This window comes from Bacillus sp. CGMCC 1.16607 (assembly GCF_042683745.1).
Lineage (GTDB): Bacteria > Bacillota > Bacilli > Bacillales > Cytobacillaceae > Pseudoneobacillus.
On the sequence record NZ_JBHUJX010000004.1, the window covers coordinates 15,058 to 35,777 of the forward strand.

Below are 20,720 nucleotides of genomic sequence, written 5' to 3' on the forward strand. Positions count from 1 at the left end.
TTCTCAGGCAGTATTGCGTTAAGTTCATCTCATGAATAAACATTTTCTAAATAGGAAAGAGTGGGTCCATACCCTTTTTGTGGGATATCTTCAATAAAGTTCGTAATGAATTTTTTATCTGATATCGATTTAAATCGGACGGTTGATTTCACTTCCAGTCTCCAATAATGATTGGAAAGCTCAATTTCTGTATCATCGATTTCTCCATTATTTTCGTCAATCATATCTAGGACCGTTGCAGAAACTATGTAAAATACCGCACTACTCGAACTTCCCAATGTTCTTTTTAGTTCGTCCTTTAAATACGGATGGCGATTGATACGTTCAGGCAATATCCGATTTGCCGCTTTAATATACGCATCTGCCTCATCCATCCCTCTTGACATGTATTCGTGTTTTTTTTCGTCAATCAACTCGCCAACGGTTTTTAAATCGATCGTTAATTGAAGGGCTCGGTCTGCTATATATAAAGGATCTAAAGTAGAACGGGTGTCGAATTGCTCAACTCCCTCTTTCGTTTTTTTCAAAAGAACAGAGGTGCCAGCTAATGCTGCCTGTTCGACCGCTAAATTCGCGTGCTCCTTCACGATATATACTTTTACGATATTCATCGTTAATACAAAAATAATCGCTACAATACTAAGTAACCAAAGTAAGTAAAGAGCCGCATTTCCTTGTTCGTTGCTCATGGTACGAACACCTTACCAATCGCTTCTTGTTCTATTTCCATTGAAGCTTTGTCCTTCCACTTGTCAGGGACAAACGAAAGAAAGTGATCCGTGGATAATACCATTTCAAATTTCCCATTACCTAAATAGTTAGTATGTAAATCCTTATAAACAATGATCTTGTTCGTCCCTAAACTTTCCTTCGCCTCATCAACGGCTTTCGTAATATCATTCGTAGCCGCATAGATTTTCGCCGCATTGTTTACAGCTGTTTTCGCAACAAAGACTGAATATCCTGATGCCACCACCTGCCACAAAATAAGAAAAAACAGAAAGAAAAATGGCAATATTCCAAGAAACTCAATACTAATTGATCCTTTCTCATTTAGCCAACGCTGTTTGCGGCGTTTCATGCTCCAATCCCTCCAATCGATTCAACTTAAATTGAAGGTACCAAACATGAAATAAGACGAGTAGCCACGGCTTAATGGTGACATCCACATAATAGTCCTCTATTAAATCCCTTAAGCGAAAGACAGAATAATAAAGCAAGCCTAGAAAATAAAAAGTACCTATTACATCAAAGGAAGAAAAAACAGCATTCCCATATGGCGTTAAAAAGGCGGTACCAATCATATTGAAAAGAAAAGAAAGACAAAGAAAGACCGTAAACACCCACCATAATTTCATCGGGATCCATTTCGCTCGATCTATTTCAGCAAATATTCTTCTCTTACTAATAAACCAATACCCTAAGTAAATACCGAGGGAAATAATAGTTAAAAGGACCACAACAGCGACCTTTACTTTCTTAAAACCCAGTGAAGGATCATGTACCATATTCGTCACCTAAATCTCTTCTATATTTCATAATTAAATAGAAATAAATAAGTGGAAAAAATAGAGCGTTCAGCAATACTCGAATGGTGATAAAAACTAACGTATTATTTTCAAAGCTAGCTAATAAATACAATGAGCCTGACCAGACGAGTAAATTTAATGAAAGAATAATAAGAAGATCTAATAAAATAAATAAATGCTCACTTCTCACAATTCCCCAAGTCCCTTTAAATGCTTCTTTTATTCGATCCTCATCAGAAAATAAAGGTAAAAGTAAGATCATAATGATGGCAAAGATACTTGGAATAAAGAACAAAACCGATCCAAAAATGGCGATTAAAAAAAAGATAAAGGTGAATAATGCTGTAAAGCCAAATTTACCGATAAATATCCTTATTAAATCTATGAATCTTGTTTGCTTATCATTTAGATCATTTTTTGCCATGTAAAGAAAGGGTGGGAACAGAATCGTAAAATTCAAAATGATTAAAAAGGCAGCGATTAAATTGCTTGATTCTACTGTATCTAGCATCGAAACATAAGTAATCGCACAAAAGGTAAAAAAGGTAACAGGAATGACTAATGCCAAACCAATCCAGACAATTAAAACAATATTTCTATTAAAAATATCAATGGCATCCCTAATCATTTTGCTACCCTCTGTTTCCTGCTATAAATTTTCACTGCGAAAAACGTCATCATAAGAGAAACAAATGAATTTCTAACAAAGCCATTATTGATAACCTCTGGATCTGCAAACACCAGCACATCTAAAACGTAATAAGCAAATAACATATTGATTAGTGTTAATGTAATACTAGAAAGGTAACTAGCAATATAAGGAGTCTTAGGATTCCATATCGGTGCTAATATTCCATTAAGGACGTAACATAGAACATATAAAATGACTAATGTAATAGCCATGTTCTGAATCTGAAATAAACCAAAAATAAAGGAAATGGATAGGTAAAAAACCAGCACCACCCCTAATGTCTTTATGAATCCAGATAAACTAAACATTACTGATCGCCACCAATCTAGAAAAGCGTAAACGCTCTTGTAAGCCCCGATAAAGAAGACTGGTCGATTGACGAGTGAAGCGAAGCCAGAGACCTAGTCGCACTTATGCAAACTGTTCTTTGGTTTGCCAAGCAAATGCTTCGCAACCCAGAAAGTCGTTCTTTGACTTTTTGGGTTGCGAACATTTGACCTCGAGGTCGACAAAAACTCGGGCGTCCTGTCGCATTGTCGACACTAGTACATCCTGTACGTCGGGGCTAGGACGCTTGCGCTAGATAATTTCTTAGTATTGCACTTTATCTGTTTTCTTAAGAAACGCGGAGGAAACAAATGTAACTAGCATGCCAACCGCATAAAAAATACAGGAGATAAAAAATGCCCCTTGGTGCTCATCCAATAATCTTAAGATCACCATGTCTTGACCATTTCGGGCGGTCAATCCACCGATAGCAAGAAGGATTAGCAGGAAAATCAAAGATCCTTTCGCAATCTTTGATTTCCCCGGGTTATAAAATGCCTTAAAAATCATTTCCCTTTTTAATACGGTATAGGCAAATAATAATCCATAAAGAAAGAGGAGTAGCCAAAATACCCATGTATGCAGTGTCAGCCTTAACAATGGCGTCACACTAAAAAAACCAAAGGAGATCGTCATTAAAAAATTCACCAGTGCGTTATACCATTTTTCATAGGAGATGGTTTTGTACCAATACCTTGCGATACTAGTAAAAATAATTAAGAGTAAAAGATTCATAAAAAAGATGTTGAACGACCATTTTGGAATGGCCGTTGTTATTGGAAAAATGATGATACCTAGCCCTACTAAGCCAAATGCTGGTCCGTACATAAACTTCTCTTTATTAGTATCCACCAAATAACTTCTTACCCTTCTTAAAGAAATTCGTAGCACCCTTGAAGGCTCTATTGACCGCTTTCTTCACACTCGTTTTGATCCTTATTCCCGTTGCTGTTCCATTGATCAGATAATTTACACCTAAACCAACAACTAAACCAGCGGCAGCACCTATGATTGTTCCTACTACTGGAACAGCCGAGCCGGCTACAGCCCCCATCGCGATACTAGTTGCTACACTACTTAGTGCGGTAGAACCTACCCCAATTGCTAATTCAACTGATAAATCCGCTGCGAATTCAGTCGATTTATAGCCATAGTCCCTATACTTACCTTTCGAACTAAAATCAAACAAGGAATTAGCCGCAGATAAAGCATAGTTAAGGGGTCCACTCATTTTTGCCAAATTACTTCCTGAAGTAAAGGCCTTATTAAACATCGTGCCGTTTTTCCAGCCGCTCTTCGTGAAAATATTCTTTGTAAAAGGATTCCAGGCATCATTCATCGCCGCTAATGTAGATTTAGCAGCATATTTAATCGGATTCATTCCTTTTGGTCTAAAGTTTTTACTTTCTAAAAAAGTTTGCAATGTTTTTTCTTTTATTCTCGCTGTTTGGACTCCAAGCGACTTGACCTTGCCATCGACATAGCTTTTATATTCCTGGTAGAGATTATTAAGCAGCTTATTATTGTATTTACCTTTTCCAGGTGTTACTTTGTAGCCATTCTTACCTGGTATAGGCTCTACTTTAAAACCGCCCATTGCAGCAAGAACCGGACCAGCCACGTCTTTATTTAAAAAGCTTATTAAAAAATTTTTACCATCGACTATGCCGCCTACAATATGACCATAAAGACCTCTACTAGTATCTTGGTGCTGTAAGAAAATTGTATTTAAGGACCATTTCGTTTCTTCGCCGTATGTCTCCTTAGGAATTACATTTCCATCTATTCCATTTTCCCCACCATTAGGACCTGATCCTTCAATTAATCCCTCACCACTTACTAGCTTTTCTCCAGTCGGGCTATTTCCGATTCCGGAGTGATTTCCACCAGGTCCGTTTCCGCTAGTTGGGCCATTCCCGTCTCCTGTTCCTTGACCACCGTTCGGACCTTTTCCTCCTTCGGGATTATTTCCACTCAGCGGACCTTTTCCTTCTCCCGTTCCTTGGCCACCATTTGGACCATTCCCTAATTCCGGATTATTCCCACCAGTCGGGCCATTTCCGTTTCCTGTTCCTTGACCACTGTTTGGACCTTTTCCTCCTTCGGGATTATTTCCACCATTTGGACCCTTTCCTTCACCAGTGCTTTGTCCACCGTTCGGACCTTGGCCACCGTTCGGGCCTTTTCCTCCTTCGGTAACCGTCCCACTAGTCGGAATTTTTCCGATTCCCGTTCCTTGGCCACCATTTGGTATATTACCAATAGATGGGCCTTTGCCCGCTTCAACACCCTTTACAAGGTCAACTGGAATACCGGCCTTTAGCGCTCCTCCAACATCAATCCCCTTTAAATGCCAATATAATGCTTCAGGTAGCAGTGGTGGAGCATTTGGTATAATGAAAACCCCGATACTATAGGGTGATTTTGGGAGAATGGGTTGACCAGAAGTTGAACTTAACTTCCCTTGTTCAACTGGTTTACCTGGATCATATACTTTACCTGGAAAGATAAATTGTCCACCTGTCGCTGGCTTTCCAGGATTATAGACTTTTCCTGGCGTGATGGCTTTTCCAGGTGTGATAAATTTACCTTCCGCTACGGCAATGATCGGGGCAAAGTTCCAGAATAGTAGAATAGCAGTCGTTATGATCGCTGCTATTCGTTCTAATTTTCTCCCTCGCATGAAAGTCGCTCACCTCTTTTACTGAGCATTTTTCTGATATTTATCCTCTAGAGCTTTTAATGCCTCTACATAGCCCTTTTCATTTAGAATTTTTAATTCCTCTTTAAACTTATCAACCTCTGAATTAATCCAGCTATGATACTCATTATTTTTCTGATCTAAATAATAATAAGATTCCTTATCCATTTTTCCATTTTCCTTGAGAATAAATTGGATCAGCCCAATATCTACCCTTTCAAAGGTAGCTTTATAGCCTTCATCCGTTATATAAGCAAAAATATCGAGATGGTTTCGCGTTTTCTTCCTTTCCAGATTTTGCGTGTTTTTCTCCTTCCAATCCTTCCATGTTTCGGCTAGCTGTGAGATTTTATCGAGTTCTTTCTTTAATTCACTTTCATCATTTACCTTTTGATATATTCCTTCTGTCGCATTGGCAATTTCAATTAACTGATTTTGACCTTTCGCATCAACATCAAAGCCAATCACATTGATAATAGGTGAAATATTCGAATCATATAAATCCTTTGCCGCCTGAACGGGATCATCATTACAAGTCGATACTCCATCGCTTACAAGGTAGACAATATTCGTATTTTCTTTCCCATCAAATGCCTCTAAATCCTTTTGCGCCTCTCTTAGCGCCAAACCGGTTGGCGTCCAGCCTGTTGGTTGAATTTTTTGAAGTGCCGCTTGAAATTTCCCTTCATCCTTTACGGTAAGAGGGTACATGATTTCACTGCTGCTACATGATAGCTTCATATCTGAATCTGCATTACTTCCTTTATGACCGTATACCCTAAGACCAACCTTTGCACCTTGGGGGAGTTGCTTTACAAATTCAGTAATGGAATCCTTCGCCGCCTCCATCTTCACTTTTCCGCCTGCGGATTGTGCCATACTGCCAGATGCATCTAATAAAATTTCCACATTTAAGTTTTCCTTCAGCTGATACCTTGAGTCAGTCAGCTCTGGATCTCCCATTGATTGAAAACGTAATTGCCTAATAATGTCCTCTGGTCCATTAAATTTGTCTTGGACCTTTCTTACCAATTCCCTGTAAAAATAATCTAGTTCCTGTTGTGAAGGGCTTTTCGATATATCTGGTAAATCCTTGAAGGCTTCCAATGTTTTTTCGGGTTCAGATGTAGAAGGATTGAAATGAACAAGCTCCCCTACAGGAAGATTGGCTAACTCCCCATAACTTGTAGGTAGCGGATCCACCTCCATACTTACTTCCTTCGTTTCCTCTTGTTGCTCCTCTTGCTTTTCTAATTTAGGCTCTTCTTCATTAACGATTACTTTTGGCTCTTTTTTCTCTAGATACTTGCTTTCCTTATTACATGCAGGTAAAAAGGTAAGGACCATTACTAAGAATAAAAAATAAAATTTCCGTCTCATTTTTCCACCTACTAAATGTTCTCTTTAAAAAGGGCTAGATTATCCAACCATATCGGTAATTTTCTTAATGATGTTTGTGATAATTTTTCCAACATTGTCTTTCTCACCGTCTACAGCCTTTGAAATGATTCCAAGAACTAAAATTAATAGGGCTGCAATTCCCAACCACTCTAAAGATTGTGCACCTCTCTCATTTCTCACTGGGTACATTATTTTTGTCCACGCTTTGATCATAAAGTTTTTCATTGTTCATCTCTCCCCTATTATTATTTAAATATAGTAAATAGATTGCTATTGTCTTTAAATAAATTGATGACCATTAGTCCGCCAATTAATACGAGGGCAGAAGGCATAACAATAAAGGTCGTAATTAACGTGACCTTCGGGGATGCCTTGGCAGCCTGCTCCTTGATTTTCTCCTTCTTAATTTTCCTCATTTCCTCCGCCTGTTGCTTAAATGTTCTTGAAATCGGGACACCAAGCTTTTCCCCTTGAATAAGCGATTTAATTAAAAGTTGGAATTCCTTGCTTTCGTTACGTTCTAACAGGGATCGGTAGGCATCTGCTCTTGGTACTCCTACATCTGTTTCTTGGATAAATCGTCCAAATTCATCCTTTATCGGTCCTTCGAAGTAGGGAACGATATCGCGCAGTGCTTGATCTAGCCCAACACCCGCTTGAAGCGTAACACTCATCGTATCGAGAAAATCAGGCAGTTGAAATGACAATTCCTCTTGTCTGCTTTTCGCCTTTTTCTTTAACCACATGATAGCCCCGATATATCCACCAACGGGATAGAGGATTACTGCAATTTCTGCAAAAGGAAGTCTTAACAACATAGCAACCCCGCCAACCATTAACCCGATGATCAAAAGGAAAATCTTTAAGCCTTGAAATCGTTCGACCGTTAACTGATAAGGGAACCCCGCATGCATGAGCGTTTTTTTGATATCATGGTTTTCACTAAAGAAATTGATTCTCTGACCTACTCCAGAAAAATCATCTGCAAACTGGAACATCTTTGAGATCATTCTCTCTCGTTTCGTTACTTTTTTTTCAAAGGCATTGAAAATAAAAGTTCTTTCCTTGATTTCTTCCTTTAGATTTTCCTTTAACACTAAATAGTGATAATAGCTTCGTAAGGCTAGCCCTAAAAATAGGAGACATAGACTAAGAACAATGACAATTAAACCGTCCATATTTTCACACCTTAATATTGGTTACTTTTCGAACCAAAATAAACGTTAATATCGTACCTCCAAGAAAAAATCCAAGAAGGATCATGCCTATTCCTGAAAATAACGGGTCGAGAAAGCCGTCTATGACATTATTCATCATTAATACTAGAAAAATAGGAATCACCGGAACAATGTAGGAAACATATCTTTGTTCCGCTGTCATCGTTTTGATTTCCTGTTTCAATATCTTCCGATCCTCTAATGTTTGACTCATCTCATCCAATACAGAGTACAAATTCCCACCTGCTTTTTTTTGTATAAGAAGAGTGGCAACAAATAACTGGAATTCTCTACTTTCAATTCTCTTTTCCATCGACTTTAACGCTTTATTAAAATCAATTCCTAAGGCAATCTCTTGTGCAAGTCGTTGAAATTCTCCCCTTGCAGGCTCACTAACTTCTTGAGCGACAAGATTAATCCCCTGTGTCAATGTCATACCCGTACGCGTAGCATTGGCTAACGTTCGGCAAACCTCTGGCAACTGTTCAATGATGCGTTGCTTCATGAAGTTTTTTCTGATAAGAAATAAAATTCTTTTCCCACCTTCTAAGATGAGTACGGCTGCAATGAGATTCATCAGGAATTTAATTTGAAAGAAATTTTCCAGAAAAATAATGATTCCCATGAAAGAAACAAATAAAGCGCCTAGGTATTCAGAAGGGGTTAATGAAATATTGGCTGATCTTAATTTTTCATAAATTGGTTTTGCCGTTTCGGTTTGATCAAATCGGTCTCCGAGTAGAACGATGACACTTTTCCTTTTCTTCCCTTCAAGATAAAAATCGTGAACATTTTTCCTCCATTCCCGTTTTTCCTTGCGATAATCCAAATAAAAATATAAGGCGATAATAAAGACAAAGGCGGCAAGTGTGGAAACGATAAAAGTAATCATCTTTTCACTCCCTCATGGATAGGGGTAAAGGACTCTTTAGGTATGGATATACCAAACACTTTCAGTTTTTCTAAACATTCAGGGACGTAGCCTGTTGGAGTAAAATAACCTTCGATCGACCCATCTGAACGCATTCCTAATCGTTTAAAATGAAACACTTCCTTCACTTCATGGGAGCCATCTGCCCTTTTTATAACTTCTGATATGGAGATAATTTTTCTCGTCCCGTCCGTTAAACGGGTCGCTTGAATAATGATGTCGAGTGCTCCGACAATATATTCTCGAACAATATGACTTGGCAGCTCCATCCCAGCCATGACGACCATCGCTTCGACACGTCGTAATGCATCATCAGGTGAATTCGCATGGACCGTTGTAAGCGAACCTTCATGTCCTGTATTCATCGCCTGAAGCATATCAAATGCCTCTCCGCTTCGGACCTCCCCAACAATGATCCGATCCGGCCTCATCCTTAGGGCATTTTTTACAAGCTGTCTAATCGTTACTTCTCCACTACCTTCCACATTGGCCGGTCTTGCTTCTAGCCCAGCCACATTAGGACGATTAAGCCTAAGCTCTGCTGAGTCCTCAATGGTTACGACCCTTTCCCCATATGGAATTGATGCGGCTAAAACATTTAAGATCGTTGTTTTACCACTCCCCGTTCCACCAGAAATTAATGTATTAATTTTCGCTCTTACAATCCCATCTAGAAAATTTGCCATTGCGGAATTCAATGCATTGAAATGGAGTAAATCATCCATTTTGAATGGCTCTTTTCTAAATTTCCGAATCGATACTAACGTGCCATTTAAACTAATCGGTGGAATAACCGCATTGACACGGCTACCATCTGGCAATCTTGCATCTACCATAGGTGAGCTTTCATCAATCCTTCTCCCAATTGGAGCGACAATTCGGTCAACAATATGTCTAACATGATCATCATTTCGAAACGTAATGTCTGTTAATTCAAGCTTGCCTAAACGTTCTACGTACACTTCACTAAAGCCATTGATCAAAATTTCTGTAATAGCAGGGTCATTTATTAATGGTTCAAGCGGACCAAATCCTACTGATTCATCTAGAATTCTTGTAATTAAAATCTCTTTATCATGACGGGAGATAATGACTTTTTCTTCCGCCATAAACTGGCTCACAAGCTGTTCAATTCGAAGCCTCATTTCACCTTGCGTTAGCTTCGTTAAGACCTCAAGATTCGTGTCCCTTAATAGTCTCGCTTTATAATGTTCAACTAGCTCATCAACAAGATGGTTTTCATATTGATAGGATTGCAGTTTGGCGGAACTAATGATTCTCTCTTTACGTTTTTCAAATATGGATGCCATTTGCTAAATCCTCCTATTTCAATACCGAAAGACTCCATTTCCTTACATCTTTAGCGAAGGGAATAAGCCTTCTTTCCTTCGCCATTTTCCTAACGGGTTCTCCCTTATTAATAAATGGTTGTAACCCTTTTTGATCCAATCGAATGGTTGCTGCAATCGGAAACCTTAGTACGGCTTTCAAATCCTTTTCCTGAACCTCACTGTCTTTCCCGATTTTGTTCATGATAATGGATGTTCTTGATAATAGCTCAATACCTAGTCTCACCGATAATTCTTCAAATTGCTTTAATACCTTTAATGAAGGGGTATTTGGTGTTAGAATATAATAGATTCGATCCGACTCCTCCAATGCAGTCACCACCTGACTGCTCATATAAGAAGGCAGATCAACAATGACAAAGTCAAAGCTCCTTCGACATGTTCGCAGAAGCTTGGCGATAAATTCTTCCGTAATTGTTTCAGCCGTTTCGGCATCACAAGGACTAATCAGAACCTCGAGCTTAGAGCTTTCTAATTTTTGAGAAACATTTCGGATATGACTTTCATTCAGTTCATCAATCACGGGTGTCAAATCGGCAATGGAACGATTCGATTGAATCGATAATAATGTTTCAATTCCACCAAACTGAAGATTCAAATCGATCAAGATCACTTCAGCAGTCGACTCAATTTTTAACGTTTGAGCAAGGGTCGATGCTAAGCATGATTTACCGCTGCCCCCATTTCCACTAAAAATCGTATAGATTTGTCCTCTCCCTCTCGTAAAAATCGAAAACGAATCATCCTTCTTTAACTTTTGAACTTCATAGTTTTTAAAAATGGTAGGGACACGGCTAATAAATAAACTGTGCTCCTCAGGGTAAACAAAAAACTCTGATGCCCCCGCCTTCGTCATATTCCGCAACTGGGTAAAATCAGAAGCTTTTGCGATAAAAATGACTAACGTAGATGGGCTAACTGATTTAATATATTGAATACTCTCGACAGCAATATCATTGCCAGGCTGAACAAAGATAACAATATCTTGTACATCTCTGTTTACCTCCCGTACGACTTCCCCAGGGTTAATTAGTTGTACGACATAACTACCAGATAACGAGTTTAATATTTGATTATGAATAACCTCATCGTCACTGACTAATAAAATTTTTAGATTCGGCTCCATACGCTTCCCTCTTACTAGTTATTTGAGTTTTTCCCGACATTCGCTTTTAAGATTCTGATTTTGTCTGCATAGTTTTGGATATGAATAAGTTTAGGAGCATCCTCTAATTTAACTTCTAATGCCACCCCAGCAAATTGATCCCCGTTCCCCTGTGCAAAGGCTACAGGAACATCGCGCATAAATATTTCAGTCTTAGGCTCACCTTTTTCTTCCTTCGATATGACAATATCCACTCGATCTAACGCTTCAATGACTTGATCAAACTGGACCTTTTCAGAAGGATACATTGCCACTAGACGATTGTTTTCCTCTCGAAGATTGGAGAAGGGCTTAAGCATGTTTTTTGTGATAATTTCATCTTTTGAAAGTGGAACAACGAGAACCATATTAACTAATTCATCTTTGTTTGTGATATGGGCTGGATTTTTAAATTTATTTGGGATCTCCATCGTCGTAATCTGATTCTCCTGAATCAGTGATCTTACAGGGATATTCCCCTTTGCGATATAAATTTTTGTCATTCCCCCGAGCTCAGCATTGAGATCTCTTACCTTCTCATAGACTAAGTATCCTGCTACTAAAGCTAATACAAACGCAAGTAGTAAAAATATCGCCGCTCTCTTTTTCGACTCTAACATTGGCGCATCTTCTCTCCTAAATTAGGTATTTTTATCCGGAATGAACGGTTAATAAGACCCCCACCTGACTTTATATGTATAAAAAGTAGTCAGAAAACATTCTCCTACTTTTTACCTTATTTCAAAATGCTACGCCCATAATTTTGAAATTCTACATGAAATTTCTATTATCTATTTACTATCATGTGTTCACATTCCCGTCAATTTCGCCTCTAAGAAATGTCAAATCTTGTCTGTAATTAAATGACTAGTAATCTCTCAATCCTAGGATAATACCGTAGGGGAAATTACCCATTTTTGAATTTAGTTTTAAAGTTTTCATTGTTCCTAATATTTGTGGGACAACCATTTTTGGAAATTTATAGTTATTAAGAACGATTTTTTACATTTTTAGCTGATTACAAACTGAATATGGCATTTTGTCGAATCCTGTTTGCAAAAAATCCATTCATAAATGTATACAACCACTAATAAATTGATAGTAGGTAAAATGGAAAGGGTGAGATTATGAGCGAGTTTATTTGCTGTGATTGCTGTGGAGAATTATCAAGTTTTGACGATACTGCCTATATTAATGACAATCCAATCTGTCCGACTTGCTATGACAGATTAGGAAGTCTATTACAGCCGCTTGAGGAAAAAGGGTAATGAGCACTTTTTTAACGTAAAAAAATCCTGAAATATCAGGACAATCTAGTTTTTTTAAAAAAATATGCTTTTAGTTATATTTTCTGCTGAATCAGGGTGATTTTGAAAGTAAACAGGAGAAATTCTACATATAAACAGGAAATTCGACAAAATCACGATTTTTCATCCTGTATTATAATTAATCACACGATCGAAAACTCCAAAGAGGGTGAGACCATGGACACAAAAGAAGAAGTTATTTATGAGGGCAAACTCTATACGGTATACTATAAATACGTTTCTGGATATTTAGAAATAAAAGCAAATGATGGTTTGTTTAATATAAAATTAGTGCATGAGAGAGATGTTGAATATATATAAGCCCTTCTTAGTAGAAGGGTTTTTTGTTTGGGTAAATTGTGGATGATTTAAGGTGCTGTGTATTAATAACTTGGAGGAAAAATTATAAAATGCCTAATATAGAATATGACCGCTCTTATGTAAGAAGGCCATTTTAAAAGAATTATTTAACCTTCCACTCCAACCAAGGATTTTTAAAAGTTTTGTATAACTGAATTATTTTCTTCATTAAGGCAGGGATTTTATATTCAATAACTGAAATTAAACATGAGTGATACAAATAAGAAATGGGGAAGAAAGTTTAATGAATCAAATACTAGAGATAGGTCATTTATGTCGTATAGATGATAACGGAGATATTGTTAATGAATCTGATATTCATAAAGTACAAAATTTGTTTATGGAACCGATTCACTGCATTAAAGAATATTGTTTGTCCTTTTTACCTAACGATATTCATAGTATCTACATCAGAGGCTCTGTACCAAGAGGACTAGGAATAGAAGGTATTTCTGATTTAGATTGTATAATTATTACTCATTCTAGCCCTAAGAGTCTAGATTTGAACTGGGTGGAAAAAGCTGAAAAAGAAATCAATAATAGATGCAGCTCTATAAATGGAGTGGAGCTAAGTTTTCATTCTCTACTGGAAGCTACAGAATCAAAATACTTTTCGATTATTCCTTTTATGTTAAAGACACACAGCATTTGCCTTTATGGAGAGGATCTAAGCTCAAGTCTCCCTAACTATAAAGCTAATCTTCCATTAGCTAATGATCACATTATTAAAATAAAATCCCAAATTCAACGTGCAAAAAGGGATTTAGATGGAAATCAAGATATTGAAGATATCAAAGATTGTTGTGTGTGGATTATGAAATTAATGATCAGATGTGGATTGGCATTAGTCATTGTGGATGAAAAAACATATACACGGGACCTGTATCCAGCGTACCAACTGTTCTCAAAGCATTATCCTCAAAAAGAAAAGCATATGCGAAAAGCACTGGAATTTGCGGTGAACCCTTCTTCAAATCCAATAGAATTATTACATTTTCTAAATGATTTTGGTGATTGGTTGAACCTAGAAGCTGAAGAATGGATGATTGACCATAATCCTGACAGAATAGAGCAATTATTCATTTAGTTGTTTATTCAATGAATGAAAATACAAAGTATAAAGCCCTCAAAGGGCTTTTTCTTATGCCTCCTGAACGTAGACCGTCCAGCCAAAGGCTTTTCTTATATTAGCGGCGCGCTCTTCAGCAGCTTCTTTTCCCTTAAATGTACCTGTTACTAAACGATAATCGGTATCTATTTTCTCGTAAATAATCCATTTGTATTTCTGCTGAATTCGTTTCTTGCCAGCTGCTAAATTAGATTTATTCCCAAAGTTCCCTGTTACTAATCGGTAAAGATCTGAATCACCTGAGCTAGCCTTGCTTACTTCTCTTGTATTGGAGAACTCTCTGTAAGCTATATTCATATCGACATTTCCTTTAATCCCAGAAACTTTTCCAGAGTCTGTATGCTGCCATATATCTGCATTTCTTCCTAAAGTATTATTATACCGTGCTACCCATAGCGGATATCCTTCTAACATCGATTCGTCTAGTTGATTTTCTAAAAAAGATTTACCTGTATAAAGCATCGGTGTATAGCCTGCATTCTTAATCATATCCAAGAATGCAATGGCAGCAGATGTCAATGTAGCTTTTGATGCTTGCCCTTTATTCACCTCTAAATCTAAAACAGCTGGATAATCTAGTGTAATTCCTTTAATTGATTGTAGGAAATAAGCAGCTTCTACCCTTGCCTGTGCAACGGTAGAGAATTGGGCGTAATGGTATGCACCAACCTTTATACCAGCTGCCTGAGCCAATGGCGCATTTTCTTTGAAATACGATAGTCTTGAATAGCTTGTTCCCTCGGTCGCTTTAATGAAAACGAATTTCACTCCATCAGCTGCTACCTTTACCCAGTCGATCTCTCCATTCCAATGTGAAACGTCAATGCCTTTCATTTCAACCATGAACACCTCTCCTTTTTTTATTTATACTATGAATCATTATTCATTTTAGACAGCCTATTTCAATCCTTCTCTTTCCAATGCATTTTTTGCCTTCAAGATTTTGAAATTTCGTCTGTGCAGAATGTGTGCCTTCACGTAACATAAAGAATGTAAAAAAGCTTGCAGAAACTACAACTAAATATGTAGATTATTTCATTCTTTAGGCCATCATTAATATTCTAATACACATGCTATCCTTTTTTTATAAAAGGGCTAAGAGGTGGTTTAAATGATTAAAGGTCTATATGAAGCACATTTACCAGTAAGTGATATGAATGCATCCATTAAGTTTTACGAAAAGTTGGGTTTAACAATAGCAAATAAGGGTGAAACAGTATCATTTATGTGGATTGAAAAAGGCAAGAGTTGGATAGGATTGTGGGAATCAAAAGAAGTACATACTCCTTATCATCCTTCATTAAGGCATATAGCTTTTCACGTGGACCTTGAAGATATGATTGCAGCAAATGAATGGCTAAAGTCAAAAAACATCAGCGTGAGAGAAGATTTTGGTTTTAAACCAGAAAGACAACCATTAGTGTTAAATAATAATCCCCATGCTCATGCAGCTATATATTTTGATGACCCAGATGGAAATTCATTAGAACTTATTACACCACTTAGATTGGATGTAAATGATTCATTTGAAAAAATGGAACTAAAAGATTGGTTGAAATTAAAAAAATAATTTAATTCTATTTAATAGTGGCTTTTAACTCTGATTGATTATTGTTTTTTCATATTCTCTCTCCCTAATTGGTAATCAATAAGAATGATAATTTTGATAATCCGATGTAATTTCGTTTTGTAAATCATCGTTGATTTTGAAGGCAGCATCCTTATATCAAATAACAATGTTACTGGGATGTTGTTTATCACGATATGGAAACGACCATGAAAATCTTTATTCATGTCACTGATAAAATGAAAAAGAATGCTACCATAAAGATTAATACCCCTTACGGTAGCATTCTTAATTTTAAAGCCAATGCTTTCTTTGAATAAATTTAAGTAATTTAATGATACGACTTTAGGAGGGAAGATTGGATATTATAAAACAACAAAATACATCTAAAAAAGTACCCAACCTACTGATTTATCCTTTTTTGCCTCTTCAGGATCCTACAATTATATTATTACTACTTCTCATTTTCAGAAAAAATTCTAGGTGTTCTTTTAAAAATCCAACATAGCGGTCGACCTCTTCTATTGTTGAGTATGGCGAGATTGTAAAAAATTTATGCGCAAAAACGGATATTCGCTTGTTTGAGTTTGCTGCTTCCACGAGACACTGCTTTTTTGTATTTCCAAAGAAAACAGTATCTCGCTCGGCACCAATTATCTCAGCAAACTCATCATTAAACTGATTAATTTCCGTCAATTCTTCTATGGTTAAAAGTCCGTTCAACTCATCGCTCCATTTTGTTTTTTCAGGATAAAAACGGAATGTTGTAATCGGAGAAACCTCATTCGTGATCACCACATTCGAAACTTCTTTCGCCAACGTCTCTCTAAACACAATATTGACACGAATATAGTTAGCTAAAAGCTCTTGATAGCCTTCCATTCCAAATGCTAATAAAGACGCATAAATTGCCAAAGCACTTCCCATCCGCGAGCATTCGAGTGTGTAGCCTGTATGATAGCTACCATAACCGCGATTCCCTACATAAGGTGTTTCCACTGCATCTAAATCAACATATTTAAGATTCTCTCTGTTTTTGATCAAAAATAAACTCGTAATATATGGCGTTTGTCCAAGCTTATGGAAATCAAAGACCATACTATCTGCAAGCTTAATATGTTTAAATTTCTGCTGATAGGATTTCAAGACCTCATTTACGTTGTCATCAAATAGTAGAGGATTGCTTTCAAAGTCGTAATGATTAAAGAAAGTATACATCCCCCCCATAGCAGAATCTGCATGGATATAGATTGGAAATATACCATATGTGCGTTCCAATTCTTCCGCTATACGCTTAATTCCTTCAATGTCATCAACCCCAAATGTATCAGTAGTTCCCATTGTGGCAAGGACATAAAGAGGAACGCCGCCTTTTGCAATAACATACTCCATTTTTTCTTTTAAATCTTCTAGATTCATAGAATGATCGGCATTAGCTTTCACACGCATCATGTTTTCTACGCCAATCCCAGTTGCCTCAACGGATTTATACAGACTGTAGTGTGATAGCTCTGAACAGAAGCAATAGAGATTTTGCGGTACACCCTTTAGATTAGAGGACGGCGCGTAACGGGCAATGGCAAGTCGTAAAGAATGAAAGACAGCCCCTTGTCCACCCCAAGTTGTATATCCTGCACTGATGCTTTCATCGTATCCGATTAATTTGGATAGCATAGCAGTTACTTCGATTTCTGCTGTGGCCGCTGCTGGCCCTTCCACATCCCAAAGATTGTTCCCATTGACTAGTACCATGACTAAATTCCCGATGATACTGGCTATATTCGGAAGAGGTGCTGCATTGGCTACATAGTTTCGATTGACATATCGGTGTCCTTCTACTAATTTTAGAAGCTCATGAATCACTTCCTCCATCGCCTTACCCGTTTTCGGAACATCAGCCTTTTGAATGACACGATTATAGTAATCCTCTGTGTACTCAGGCATTTCTCCAAGCGTTAATTGGTTAGGATCCTTTAATTCATCTATTTTCGTTAAAATCGTCCTAAAGTACGACAATAATTCCTCTCTTTGAAAGTCATTCCCATCCATACTAGGAAATAATTTTTGTAACTCCTTCATTGTTTTCCCTCCTTGATTCTTACTTTTGACAATATCAGACAAAAAAAAGTCCACACAGGTGGACATAGAAAAGCAATTATTGCCTCATTAAGTAAATATCCAACCTTTTCGGCAACCCGGCTGCCATAGAAATATTTCTTTAGGCCCGTAGCTTTGCGTCCCCAACTTTCAATGGGTTTGCTATTATCGTAGGAATATTGAAAAATTCTTTTATACTAATGTTTTTCCCCTTGTAAAATACTAATTTGAGCATTATTAAGATATTTTCAGGTATATAACATTATAAAAATGAAGTTCCCACCAGTCGGATCGACCTTTAAAAAAAACTTGTATCATTATAAATCAACAAGGTGAATGCATTTATAATGATACACTGACCTTATTTTCAGCATCTTGCCCCTCTTTAGCTTTCGAAGTTTCATCATCATGATTCCATGTGAATAGTAATTTGTTTACAGCATTTCTTAACTCGATAAGATTCTTTGCTTCTTGAACAAGTTTTTGCATTGTATGTAGTTCATCATCACTAATTTCTATTAGTTCCTCAAACATTTCAACAGATTCCCGAGAGATAGAAGCTATCTCAACAATTGTTGTCATGATCTGCTGAGTGGCAGAAGATAATTCTTCCGTACTTGCAGAAGAATTTTCATTATTTTCAGCAATGATCTTTGTAGTAGATAGAATCTTTTCAAACATGGTTGCAACCTCTACAATGGTCGTATTTGTATCTTTAAATTCTTCCGTTCCCTGTTGCATTGACTTGACAACTATGTCAGTTTCTTCTTGTATATTCTTTACAATATTTGATACCTCAGAAGAAGATTGGCGTGATTGTTCGGCCAATTTTCGAACCTCATCAGCAACAACCGCAAATCCTTTCCCGTGTTCACCCGCACGTGCAGCTTCTATCGCCGCATTCAAAGCTAATAAATTAATTTGTTCTGAAATCCCTGTAATTACTTTTACAATAGTGCCGATTTCATGAGATTTTTCTCCGAGTTTATTTATTGCATCAAATGTTGTATTTACTGTTTGATTAAACTGTTCCATTTTTTCTAAGGAATCCTTTAGCTTCTCGTTTCCTTCTTGAGTTAACTCTAAGGTAAGGTTCGATTGTTCTGAAATTTGATTTGATCTCACTGATAGATCTTCGATAGCCTCTGCCATTTCTTCCATAGATGCAGCGCTTTCTTCTGTAGCTACTAATTGTTTCTTTAATCCTCTACCTACCTCATCAATTGCCGCTCTAACAATATCCGCTTTCTCAGAAGCATATTCACCGATTTCTGCGAGATTTTCTCCTTTTTCATGCACATCTTTTGAAAATGAAAAAAACTTCTCCCTTATACTGCTGAAAAACTCAACCATTTGATTAAATATAGCGTAATCAGAACTTCTTTCATCAACTTTGTTTATGATATTACCTGCTGATATTTCTTTCATTCCATTTAGTATTTCTTTATTAATATGAGGATGATGTTTTAGCGAAAAATATCGGTAAGCAAAATACACCGAAACTCCTATTAAAATAACAATTATACCTAGCATAATAGCTTCCATGATAAATAAATCCCCTAACTCCTATTAATTATTGAAAATGACTTCATTATGAATATTTTAAAGTTCCTTTAAAAGGATATATGTTCCATCCGCTACATTTGCAGGAATACCATTCAACTTACTATTATCCTGATATTTATGAACAATATCATTTCCTTCTAAGTCTTTATATTTTTTCATATTATGATATTTTTCCATTACTCGTATCGACTTCGGGTTTGTCGCTTCACCTAAAACAGCCTTCAACCCTTGTGAGGATGCCTTTGTTATCAATCTATTTCCTAATTGCTGAATAATTTCGTGACGGCCATGTTCAGCTATTACTCCTATCATGAATAAGTGTAATAACTCTCCATCTTGGATGTCTTTTCCGTTTCGTTTTTTATAATCTTCCATGAAACGTTTATCCACATCCTCCAGTACACGCAGAATGACATTCATATCATAAAAAGAACCTTCAAATATATCTTCTCCGATAATCTCTGGTGCATTTGTATCTCCAGCAAGAACACCAACAACTTTTTTATTACAGTCCTGAGCGACTGCGCAATATCCCTGCTCTACTGTAGATTCTAAATAATCCTTGGTAAACTTATAGAAATCTTCATAACCTATGTTTAATTGACCTACCATCGGTTCCTGAACCCATTTTCCTGAAACATCCATTCCAACAAATGAACGAGCTAGACACTCAGCTGCTTCCTGAATTAAAGCTGTTTGTTCCTTCGTTATAATTTCATATGTATACAATTCTAGTGTTGTTTGCACTTATTGAACTTCCTTTCAAATTTCAAAATAAAAGCCCCTTTTAATGTTTTGGGACCTAGCGTTATATCGAATGAGGGACACGATCGACAAATGTACCTGGGAAATCAATTCTTTCAAGTGCATTTCTAACTTGCACTTGAGCAATTTTAGATGAAGGTTTTACTGCAAGGATATCCTTGAAACCTAAGCTAGAATAAAATTGCATCGTTTGCTCTAATTGCGGTACTACTTTCGACGGGACTGGTGTTTGGTGAGTCGCATCGACAACAAACGTATAATCTTTTCTTGATACTTTATTAATTGTTTCCTGTAAATCTATCATATAACCTTCTGCATCCTCAGCTCTCATTAATCCATGCACCTGTACATGTACTTCCTTCGCAGATTCATTAATGGCCATTTTATATTTCTTTTTATCTACAACTATCATCTCTGATCTCCTTTTTTCCTATAGTCTGCTATACTTCATTGTCGACCTTGCACGGTTTTTCTGGGAATTTTAAAAAATAAAAGCTATCCCCTATGTAGATAAGGATAGCCAGATAATCGATTGTTATTATACTTGGCAACCCGACTATCATTATCCAAGAGGATTTTAGACTCGTAGCTTTGCGTCCTTACCTTTCGATAAGTTTGCCTTTTTCAATTTTTTTAAAT

General features: G+C 36.9%; 23 protein-coding genes and 2 riboswitches. Of the genes, 4 read left to right on the forward strand and 19 right to left on the reverse strand.

The features are described 5' to 3' along the window. Positions 1-29: 29 nt before the first annotated feature. The 14 genes from ACFSO7_RS00900 to ACFSO7_RS00965 form a co-directional block, all read right to left on the reverse strand. Entirely contained in the window at positions 30-689 is a 660-nt protein-coding gene (locus ACFSO7_RS00900; RefSeq protein ID WP_377874499.1) for a hypothetical protein, read from the reverse strand. Then, the gene (locus tag ACFSO7_RS00905; protein ID WP_377874501.1) at positions 686-1,081 is read right to left on the reverse strand and encodes a pilus assembly protein; all 396 of its coding nucleotides are present in this window, start codon (positions 1,079-1,081) and stop codon (positions 686-688) included. Before ACFSO7_RS00905 ends, ACFSO7_RS00900 begins: the two co-directional genes overlap by 4 nt. Beyond that, entirely contained in the window at positions 1,050-1,508 is a 459-nt protein-coding gene (locus ACFSO7_RS00910; RefSeq protein ID WP_377874502.1) for a hypothetical protein, read from the reverse strand. Before ACFSO7_RS00910 ends, ACFSO7_RS00905 begins: the two co-directional genes overlap by 32 nt. Next, positions 1,498-2,157 (reverse strand): hypothetical protein, encoded by a 660-nt coding sequence (locus ACFSO7_RS00915; protein WP_377874504.1) that lies wholly within the window; start codon positions 2,155-2,157, stop codon positions 1,498-1,500. The genes ACFSO7_RS00910 and ACFSO7_RS00915 overlap by 11 nt, the downstream gene beginning before the upstream one ends. Continuing rightward, the gene (locus ACFSO7_RS00920) at positions 2,154-2,528 is read right to left on the reverse strand and encodes a hypothetical protein (RefSeq protein WP_377874506.1); all 375 of its coding nucleotides are present in this window, start codon (positions 2,526-2,528) and stop codon (positions 2,154-2,156) included. Before ACFSO7_RS00920 ends, ACFSO7_RS00915 begins: the two co-directional genes overlap by 4 nt. 283 nt (positions 2,529-2,811) lie before the next feature. Continuing rightward, complete coding sequence (locus tag ACFSO7_RS00925) at positions 2,812-3,399, reverse strand: hypothetical protein (RefSeq protein ID WP_377874507.1); 588 nt, start codon at positions 3,397-3,399, stop codon at positions 2,812-2,814. Further along, positions 3,389-5,230 (reverse strand): hypothetical protein, encoded by a 1,842-nt coding sequence (locus ACFSO7_RS00930; RefSeq protein ID WP_377874509.1) that lies wholly within the window; start codon positions 5,228-5,230, stop codon positions 3,389-3,391. The genes ACFSO7_RS00925 and ACFSO7_RS00930 overlap by 11 nt, the downstream gene beginning before the upstream one ends. Before the next feature lie 18 nt (positions 5,231-5,248). Continuing rightward, entirely contained in the window at positions 5,249-6,628 is a 1,380-nt protein-coding gene (locus ACFSO7_RS00935) for a vWA domain-containing protein (RefSeq protein ID WP_377874511.1), read from the reverse strand. A 39-nt stretch (positions 6,629-6,667) separates the two neighbouring features. Continuing rightward, positions 6,668-6,874 carry a hypothetical protein gene (locus ACFSO7_RS00940; RefSeq protein WP_377874513.1) on the reverse strand — a complete coding sequence of 69 codons (207 nt, stop codon included), beginning with the start codon at positions 6,872-6,874 and terminating at the stop codon, positions 6,668-6,670. Positions 6,875-6,894: 20 nt separating this feature from the next. After that, on the reverse strand, positions 6,895-7,827 hold the full coding sequence (locus ACFSO7_RS00945; protein WP_377874515.1) for a type II secretion system F family protein: 933 nt from the start codon (positions 7,825-7,827) through the stop codon (positions 6,895-6,897). A gap of 4 nt (positions 7,828-7,831) precedes the next feature. Then, a complete protein-coding gene (locus ACFSO7_RS00950) occupies positions 7,832-8,758 on the reverse strand; it encodes a type II secretion system F family protein (protein WP_377874517.1) in 927 nt (308 codons plus the stop codon). Further along, positions 8,755-10,107, reverse strand: coding sequence for a TadA family conjugal transfer-associated ATPase (locus tag ACFSO7_RS00955; protein ID WP_377874518.1), 1,353 nt, complete (start codon positions 10,105-10,107; stop codon positions 8,755-8,757). The genes ACFSO7_RS00950 and ACFSO7_RS00955 overlap by 4 nt, the downstream gene beginning before the upstream one ends. 13 nt (positions 10,108-10,120) lie before the next feature. Further along, positions 10,121-11,272, reverse strand: coding sequence for a CpaE/TadZ family protein (locus ACFSO7_RS00960; protein WP_377874520.1), 1,152 nt, complete (start codon positions 11,270-11,272; stop codon positions 10,121-10,123). A 14-nt stretch (positions 11,273-11,286) separates the two neighbouring features. Beyond that, on the reverse strand, positions 11,287-11,910 hold the full coding sequence (locus tag ACFSO7_RS00965; RefSeq protein WP_377874521.1) for an SAF domain-containing protein: 624 nt from the start codon (positions 11,908-11,910) through the stop codon (positions 11,287-11,289). Between the two features lie 507 nt (positions 11,911-12,417). Between ACFSO7_RS00965 and ACFSO7_RS00970 the strand changes: the two genes are divergently transcribed. The 3 genes from ACFSO7_RS00970 to ACFSO7_RS00980 all read left to right on the forward strand — a co-directional run bounded on the left by ACFSO7_RS00970 (position 12,418) and on the right by ACFSO7_RS00980 (position 14,044). Beyond that, entirely contained in the window at positions 12,418-12,558 is a 141-nt protein-coding gene (locus ACFSO7_RS00970; protein ID WP_377874523.1) for a hypothetical protein, read from the forward strand. A 216-nt stretch (positions 12,559-12,774) separates the two neighbouring features. Continuing rightward, on the forward strand, positions 12,775-12,918 hold the full coding sequence (locus ACFSO7_RS00975) for a hypothetical protein (protein ID WP_377874524.1): 144 nt from the start codon (positions 12,775-12,777) through the stop codon (positions 12,916-12,918). 283 nt (positions 12,919-13,201) lie between these two features. Continuing rightward, complete coding sequence (locus tag ACFSO7_RS00980) at positions 13,202-14,044, forward strand: nucleotidyltransferase (protein ID WP_377874526.1); 843 nt, start codon at positions 13,202-13,204, stop codon at positions 14,042-14,044. A 54-nt stretch (positions 14,045-14,098) separates the two neighbouring features. On the opposite strand, the gene ACFSO7_RS00985 is transcribed toward ACFSO7_RS00980, so the two are convergent. Further along, positions 14,099-14,929 carry a GH25 family lysozyme gene (locus tag ACFSO7_RS00985; RefSeq protein WP_377874527.1) on the reverse strand — a complete coding sequence of 277 codons (831 nt, stop codon included), beginning with the start codon at positions 14,927-14,929 and terminating at the stop codon, positions 14,099-14,101. A gap of 268 nt (positions 14,930-15,197) precedes the next feature. Here ACFSO7_RS00985 and ACFSO7_RS00990 point away from each other — a divergent pair, with 268 nt between their 5' ends. Beyond that, positions 15,198-15,656 (forward strand): VOC family protein, encoded by a 459-nt coding sequence (locus tag ACFSO7_RS00990; protein ID WP_377874529.1) that lies wholly within the window; start codon positions 15,198-15,200, stop codon positions 15,654-15,656. Positions 15,657-16,082: 426 nt separating this feature from the next. Here ACFSO7_RS00990 and ACFSO7_RS00995 read toward each other — a convergent pair whose 3' ends face one another. From ACFSO7_RS00995 to ACFSO7_RS01010, 4 genes are all read right to left on the reverse strand, one after another. Continuing rightward, a complete protein-coding gene (locus tag ACFSO7_RS00995; RefSeq protein ID WP_377874530.1) occupies positions 16,083-17,732 on the reverse strand; it encodes a pyridoxal phosphate-dependent decarboxylase family protein in 1,650 nt (549 codons plus the stop codon). Positions 17,733-17,839: 107 nt separating this feature from the next. Next, positions 17,840-17,924: riboswitch (cyclic di-GMP riboswitch) on the reverse strand. A gap of 168 nt (positions 17,925-18,092) precedes the next feature. Next, positions 18,093-19,295: a methyl-accepting chemotaxis protein gene (locus ACFSO7_RS01000; protein ID WP_377874532.1), complete on the reverse strand. Its 1,203-nt coding sequence runs from the start codon at positions 19,293-19,295 to the stop codon at positions 18,093-18,095. A 57-nt stretch (positions 19,296-19,352) separates the two neighbouring features. After that, positions 19,353-20,063, reverse strand: a complete 711-nt coding sequence (locus tag ACFSO7_RS01005; RefSeq protein WP_377874533.1) for a hypothetical protein — start codon at positions 20,061-20,063, stop codon at positions 19,353-19,355. Positions 20,064-20,124: 61 nt separating this feature from the next. After that, positions 20,125-20,493 (reverse strand): hypothetical protein, encoded by a 369-nt coding sequence (locus ACFSO7_RS01010; RefSeq protein WP_377874535.1) that lies wholly within the window; start codon positions 20,491-20,493, stop codon positions 20,125-20,127. A 131-nt stretch (positions 20,494-20,624) separates the two neighbouring features. Next, positions 20,625-20,711, reverse strand: a riboswitch (cyclic di-GMP riboswitch). Between the last annotated feature and the right edge of the window lie 9 nt (positions 20,712-20,720).